At 55.4% G+C, this 6,000-nt stretch carries 4 protein-coding genes, 2 pseudogenes and 1 other annotated feature (1 of these 7 cut by a window edge); of the genes and pseudogenes, 5 read left to right on the top strand and 1 reads right to left on the bottom strand.

Annotated elements, in window-relative coordinates; all coding sequences use genetic code 11:
* Positions 1–64 precede the first annotated feature (64 nt).
* Together G572_RS25865 and G572_RS0107375 are read left to right on the top strand one after the other, a co-directional pair.
* Positions 65–826, top strand: a pseudogene (locus G572_RS25865) (transposase); the annotation flags it as partial.
* 48 nt (positions 827–874) lie between these two features.
* A protein-coding gene (locus G572_RS0107375) for an IS3 family transposase (RefSeq protein WP_156884501.1) occupies positions 875–2,103 on the top strand; the annotation gives its coding sequence in 2 pieces (ribosomal slippage) (positions 875–1,163 and positions 1,163–2,103; 1,230 coding nt in all).
* Positions 1,156–1,272: a sequence feature (AL1L pseudoknot), on the top strand. Its footprint overlaps the gene before it by 117 nt.
* Positions 2,104–2,171: 68 nt before the next feature.
* Here the strand turns inward: G572_RS0107375 and G572_RS25870 are convergent.
* Positions 2,172–3,074 carry a LysR family transcriptional regulator gene (locus G572_RS25870; RefSeq protein WP_084649936.1) on the bottom strand — a complete coding sequence of 301 codons (903 nt, stop codon included), beginning with the start codon at positions 3,072–3,074 and terminating at the stop codon, positions 2,172–2,174.
* Between the two features lie 112 nt (positions 3,075–3,186).
* On the opposite strand from G572_RS25870, the gene nhaC reads away from it, so the two are divergent.
* The 3 genes and pseudogenes from nhaC to G572_RS25880 form a co-directional block, all read left to right on the top strand.
* The gene (nhaC, locus tag G572_RS0107380) at positions 3,187–4,596 is read left to right on the top strand and encodes a Na+/H+ antiporter NhaC (RefSeq protein WP_029057923.1); all 1,410 of its coding nucleotides are present in this window, start codon (positions 3,187–3,189) and stop codon (positions 4,594–4,596) included.
* 65 nt (positions 4,597–4,661) lie between these two features.
* The gene (locus G572_RS25875; protein WP_084649937.1) at positions 4,662–5,480 is read left to right on the top strand and encodes a hypothetical protein; all 819 of its coding nucleotides are present in this window, start codon (positions 4,662–4,664) and stop codon (positions 5,478–5,480) included.
* 354 nt (positions 5,481–5,834) lie between these two features.
* A pseudogene (locus tag G572_RS25880) lies at positions 5,835–6,000 on the top strand (IS630 family transposase); it runs 751 nt beyond the window's last position.

The raw sequence follows: 6,000 nt of genomic DNA on the forward strand, positions 1-6,000 counted from the left end.
AGCTGAGACCCTGAAACCCCTCCAGAGTTTGGTAGAGACCGTCGCATTTGAGAAGACGGACGGTATGAAGCGTTCACGGTTCACTGAAGAGCAGATCATCGGGATTCTGAAGGAGCAGGAAGCCGGTCAGAAGACTGCCGATGTCTGCCGGAAGCATGGAGTATCGGAGGCGACCTTTTGCAAACACAAGGCCAGGTCTGGCGGCAGGGACGTTTTCGAAGCCCGCAAGCCAAAAGCTTTGGAAGATGAGAACGCGAAGCTCACGAAGATGCTCGCGGAGCACATGCTTGGACAATGCCATTTTGAAGGATCTCGCTTCAAAAAAATGGTGACGGCCGATGGAAAGCGGGATGCGGTGGTTCATGTGTGCGGACAGCACGGCTTGAGCCAGCGTCGGGCGTGCCGTGTGCTATCGGTCGACCGGTCGGGCATGCGATATCGCAGCATCCCGCCCGACGACAGCCATATCCGGGCAGCAATGAAGACGGTCACCGTTCAGCGCCGCCGCTTTGGCTACCGGCGCATCCACGTCATGCTTGAACGACAAGGGATCGAAATGGACCTGAGGTAGCTCAGGCGGCTTTACCGGGAAGAGAAACGGACCGTTCGCAAACGTGATGGCCGTAAGCGACCTCTGGGGACCGGACGACCACTTGCGCTGCCGTTACGTCCCAATGAACGCTGGAGCCTCGATTTCGTCAGCTTCGCTTGCACCGACGGGCGCAGGTTCCGTGTTCTTACCGTCGCAGATGACTTCACGCGGGAATGCTTGGCGCTGGTCGCGGATACTCCTTTGTCTGGTCTGCGTCTTGCCAGGGAACTGAACCGCGCCGGGTTTGCCGGAGGCTCCAACTCCTGAGTAGGATGGAGCACGATGAGCAAAACGACGAACAAGTTTTCCCCTGAAGTACGCGAACGAGCGGTACGCCTTGTGCTGGAGAATGAAGGCCAGCACGGGTCTCGCTGGCAAGCGATCGTATCAATAGCAGCCAAGATCGGCTGCTCGGCGCACACGCTGAACGAATGGGTCAAGAGATCCGAGGTTGATAGTGGTGCGCGGGCGGGCATCCCGACGGAGATGGCCGAGAAGATGAAGGCCCTGGAGCGGGAGAACCGTGAGCTTCGTCAGGCCAACGAGATCCTGCGCAAGGCGTCTGCTTATTTTGCGATGGCGGAGCTCGACCGCCCATTGAAGCGATGATTTCCTTCATCGAAGAACACCGGAGGGTGTTTGGGGTCGAGCCGATTTGCAGACTGCTGCCGATTGCCCCATCGACCTATTACGAGAACATCGCCAAGCGTGAGGACGTGGACAGGCTTTCAGTTCGCGCCCGCCGCGATACTGTTCTGAAGATCGAGATACGCCGTGTCTTTGAGGAGAACTTCCGGGTTTATGGCGTGCGCAAGGTCTGGCGGCAATTGCAGCGGGAGGGCTTCGATGTCGCCCGTTGCACCGTGTCCCGGCTCATGAGGTCCATGGGGCTTCAGGGGATCATCCGTGGCAAACCGGTCAAAATGACCTTTCCGGACAAGTCAGCACCCAGCCCGCTCGACCGCGTAAACCGTCAGTTCAAGGCACCGGCGCCGAACAGGCTCTGGGTTTCGGATTTCACGTACGTGGCCACCTGGCAGGGTTTTGTCTATGTCGCCTTCGTTATCGACGCATTTGCCCGGCGTATCGTCGGCTGGCGTGTCAGCCGGACGGCGCATGCGACCTTCGTTCTCGATGCTCTGGAGCAGGCACTTCATGATCGGCGTCCCATTCATGGCGGTGGCCTCGTGCACCATTCGGACAGGGGCGTCCAATACGTGTCGATCAGGTACTCGGAGCGATTGGCCGAAGCGGGCGTTGAGCCCTCCGTCGGAAGTGTCGGTGACTCTTATGACAATGCTCTCGCCGAGACGATCAACGGCCTTTACAAGGCCGAGGTCATTCATCGTCGCGGGCCGTGGCGAAACTTCGAAGCCGTCGAGTTCGCAACACTCGAATGGGTCGACTGGTTCAATCACCGGCGTTTGCTGGAGCCCATAGGTAACATCCCTCCGGCTGAAGCGGAGGAACAATATTACGCCACGCTGGAACAACCGGCCGTGGCAGCATAACTTAAACCAAACAGCCTCCGGCAATCCCGGCGCGGTTCAAAACCCCGTTTATGGGGACAGGTCCTAGGTCACCCTAGCTCTTCTTCTGCCTTTCTTACGATCCATTCTTCAAACGCGCGCGACCCCGCATTCATAATTCGGTCGGGGTTATATCGAAGCACATATCTAACGGATGCTGGAACCCGAAGTCCCGATAATTCGACAAGCGTGCCTGCTGCTAGGGCGTCAAGCACCAGAAAACTGCGCCCCATGGCAATCCCCTGCCCATGTTCGGCTAAAAGCAAGCTCATGTTGGACTGAGGAAACACTTGCCGGTGCTGTCGCGGTAAATCGATGCCGATTTCAGATGCCCATCGGTCCCATGTATCGTATCCAGAGATCGATGTATCGCCAAGTAACGGAAGTTCCGCCAACTTGGAAAGCAATGTTTTGGGCGAGAGTTCCGCGAGACTATGCTTGGAAACGAACGCCCGCGAGGCTACTGGAAAAAGGTCTTCCTGCGCCAATGATGTTGTTTCTTGGACCATCTCATAAGAAATCGTAACATCTGCGGTCGGGTTCAAGAAACCCTGATCATGATCGCTAACTATCACAACCTCTACATCTGGGCGAAGGCAGTTGAAGCTTGATAGCCGAGGAAGCAGCCAGCGGGCACAGAAACCCGGAAGGACCTGAACTATTGTTCTCAAACTATCCTTCTGTTTTTGAGTATTTTCTATTGCACGCCGCAGGCTTGAAAATGCATCCCTCTGAGCCTTGAGTATACTGCGGCCGGCTGGAGTAAGAACGATTGACCGCCCATTCTTTTGGAACAACTCCAACCCCAGACGGTGTTCGAGTTGCCTAATCTGCTGGCTTACTGCGCTTTGGGAAATTCCCATTGCGCCCCCGGCAGCTGTAAAGGTTCCATTGCTAGCGCAGGCTTCGAACACGCGAAACATTTTTTCCGTCGGAAGCAGCTGCCCTGCCATGCATCCTCCACATCAAGCCACCCATAACGTGTAGCTTATAGATCAATAAGTTCAAGTGAATATTTCATTATTGATTTTTGGGGTATGACCCCGACAAAGGGAGGGATTTAAAATGATTCGTACGGACAAAGACCCGTCGTTTGCTCAATCGGCGATTACATTCGGCGCTATTGTCGTCGTTATTGGCACAGGGTTGTTCGGCTTTGGCGCCAGCCTTCACAGTTTGATGCTTATATGCTTGACGATCGCCGCAACAAGTGCGTGGTTTCTGAACAAGGACGGCTTTGGACGTATCCGGGATGCCATGAACAGCGGCATTTCAGGCGCTTTCGGAGCGATTTACATCTTCATCCTGATTGGCGTTCTGATCGCGGCGTTCATTCAGGCCGGATCAGTAGGCACACTGATCTACTACGGACTGCAATTCATATCTCCGGCGATTTTCCTTCCGGCGGGAATCATCCTGTGTGTGTTCATGTCGGTTGCAACGGGCACGAGTTGGGGCACAGTCGGCACCGCGGGGATCGTTCTGATCGGGATCGGCGACGTGATGGGAATTCCACTGCCTATCGTGGCTGGCGCGATCGTTTCGGGGGCTACCTTTGGTGACAAGATGTCACCGGTGTCCGACACGACGAACCTTGCGGCGATGTCGGCGAAGGTCGACCTGTATTCGCACATCAAATCCATGACCTACACGACCGTTCCGACCCTGATTGTCGTGTTGATAATCTCGACCGTTATCAGCATGCAATATGCCGATAACGTGTTGCCGGTCGAACAGTTGAACGCGCTATTGAATGCGCTTGATGCCGCATATTCAATCAATCTGATATGTTTGCTGCCCTTTGTGGTGATGATCGCCCTGATCGTGATGAAAGTATCCCCGGAACCCGCAATGATTGCTGCCACTGCGATTGCTGTGTTGCTGGCGATTGTCATGCAAGGGGCCGACCCGATTGGCGTCCTGAATGCGCTTTATGGGGGCGGAACCGGTGACACGGGCGTCGAAACGCTCGACAATTTGCTGAGTCGCGGTGGGATTGCGTCAATGATGTGGACCTTGGCACTAGCGTTGATGGCGCTGGCATTGGGTGGCATTCTACACAGCTTTGGCTTCTTGCGTGTGCTGATCGCAACACTCATCTCGCGGGTGAGATCGGCCTTCGGCCTTGTTACCTCAACAATTTTCGCCTGTCTGGCCGGCAACATGACGATGGGCGAGGCCTATATGTCGATCATCCTTGGCGGTCAGTTGTTCGGGCCCGCTTACGACGAAGCGGATCTCGACCGACGTGTTCTGTCTCGCTCACTTGAAGAAGGCGCAACGCTAACCACGACCCTTATTCCGTGGACAACAGGCGGCGCGTTTTTTGCGGCGACACTTGGTGTGGATGTGATCGAATACGCGCCTTGGGCGATGCTGAACTGGATGAACATTCTGGTCGCAATGCTGTTCGCATCCCTCGGGATCGGGTTGTTTCGCAACATGGAAAATCGGGGACCCCAAGAGCAAGCCTGAAGGCACGACTTTCGACCAAACAATTGACCGGCCGATCGGCCGGTCAATCCTTCAAGGATCATACCATGACGAATGCTAATTTTTCCCCGCTGGAGATTGACGCACTGGAGTACACACGCTCCCTGCCAGCTGACCTGATCGATGCAATTCCCGTTCTGATGGTGAACCGGCTTGGGACCACTCCGACGGCTTACATGAAAACAGAGAATTTTCTTGGCCATTGCGAACCCGGCAAAACTTACCGTGTATCCTTAGAAGAGGGCTTCGTCCCCGCAGACGGCGAAGTTGCGCCAAAGGCGTCGCCTGTGCAACCGCCTCATATGGTTCTGGACGGTCAATGGGACCAAACAGTCGACTATATAAATGACGATTCGAATATTCTGGGCGGCAACGGGCGCTATGTGCCTGCCGACGGAAAGGGAACGATCACGATTCCCGTGGCTGAAACGACCGCAGAACATTTAGCCTATTATGGTAGTAGGCTTGTCAAATCCGGCGATCTTGTGTGCTTTGAATCGACGGCAAATCTGCCAGTCACGGTGACATCAGTGGGCCACGATTACCCTGAAAACTATCTGATCAGGGAGGATCTGGGAGGCGGCGCATATCTCGAAGTACACGACCGACCGCACTTTCACATGCCTATCGAAAAAGACAACGGCGGGTATCTGATCGTCGGCAAAGAGGGCGATGACGGCGTAAAGCGCGTGTCTGCGTTTCACATTCCATATGGTTTCGGCATTCACATGGGGCCATGGGCAATCCACAGCGATTCCTACATTATCGGTCGCCATCTGGTAATCTATTCGGCAACTCCCGAATTTTCGACTGTTATCCTGCGGGATGCCGACAATAATTTGGCGTCAATCAAATTCAACCGATGAACCTAGGAGCGGCCGTCTCTGGCGACCGCTTTCGTTATAATAGTCAAACCTTCTAAGGCAGCTTCACTGTGCCGGCCTCAAGGTTACCGAGTTGAAAAAGACAACCTCGGCGAGAGGAATGTTCCTGCCGATGCGATGTACGGCGTCCACACCTTGCGAGCGTTGGAAATTTTTCGATCACGGGAACTCCTCTGTCGCACTTTCCCAACCTGATTATCGCGCTTGCGCACGTCAAAGCCGCAGCGGCTCAGGCCAATATGGACCTAGAGCGCATCCGTTTATCGATGAATCGAACGTGAAGTGACATGTCGTTTGATGTCTGATTCACGCTTTCCCGCAGTGGAGGGCGATTTGATGGGTCGGGCACTGAGTTGCGATCTTCGGGATCGGGTGTTGCAAGCATCTCGGGAAGGAGCCTCCGCGCGGCAGGCTGCGGCGGGATTTGGGGTGAACGCTTCGAGTGCGATCCGCTGGATCGCTCGCGCCGGACAGGGCGAGACGGCGCCCCGCAAGTCCGGGC

The organism is Stappia stellulata DSM 5886 (assembly GCF_000423705.1).
Taxonomy (GTDB): domain Bacteria; phylum Pseudomonadota; class Alphaproteobacteria; order Rhizobiales; family Stappiaceae; genus Stappia; species Stappia stellulata.

Bases quoted from the DNA above. Each gene is read 5' to 3' on its own strand.
- G572_RS25870 (WP_084649936.1), bottom strand. From the start codon at position 3,074: ATGGCAGGGCAGCTGCTTCCGACGGAAAAAATGTTTCGCGTGTTCGAA.
- nhaC (WP_029057923.1), top strand. From the start codon at position 3,187: ATGATTCGTACGGACAAAGACCCGTCGTTTGCTCAATCGGCGATTACA.
- G572_RS25875 (WP_084649937.1), top strand. From the start codon at position 4,662: ATGACGAATGCTAATTTTTCCCCGCTGGAGATTGACGCACTGGAGTAC.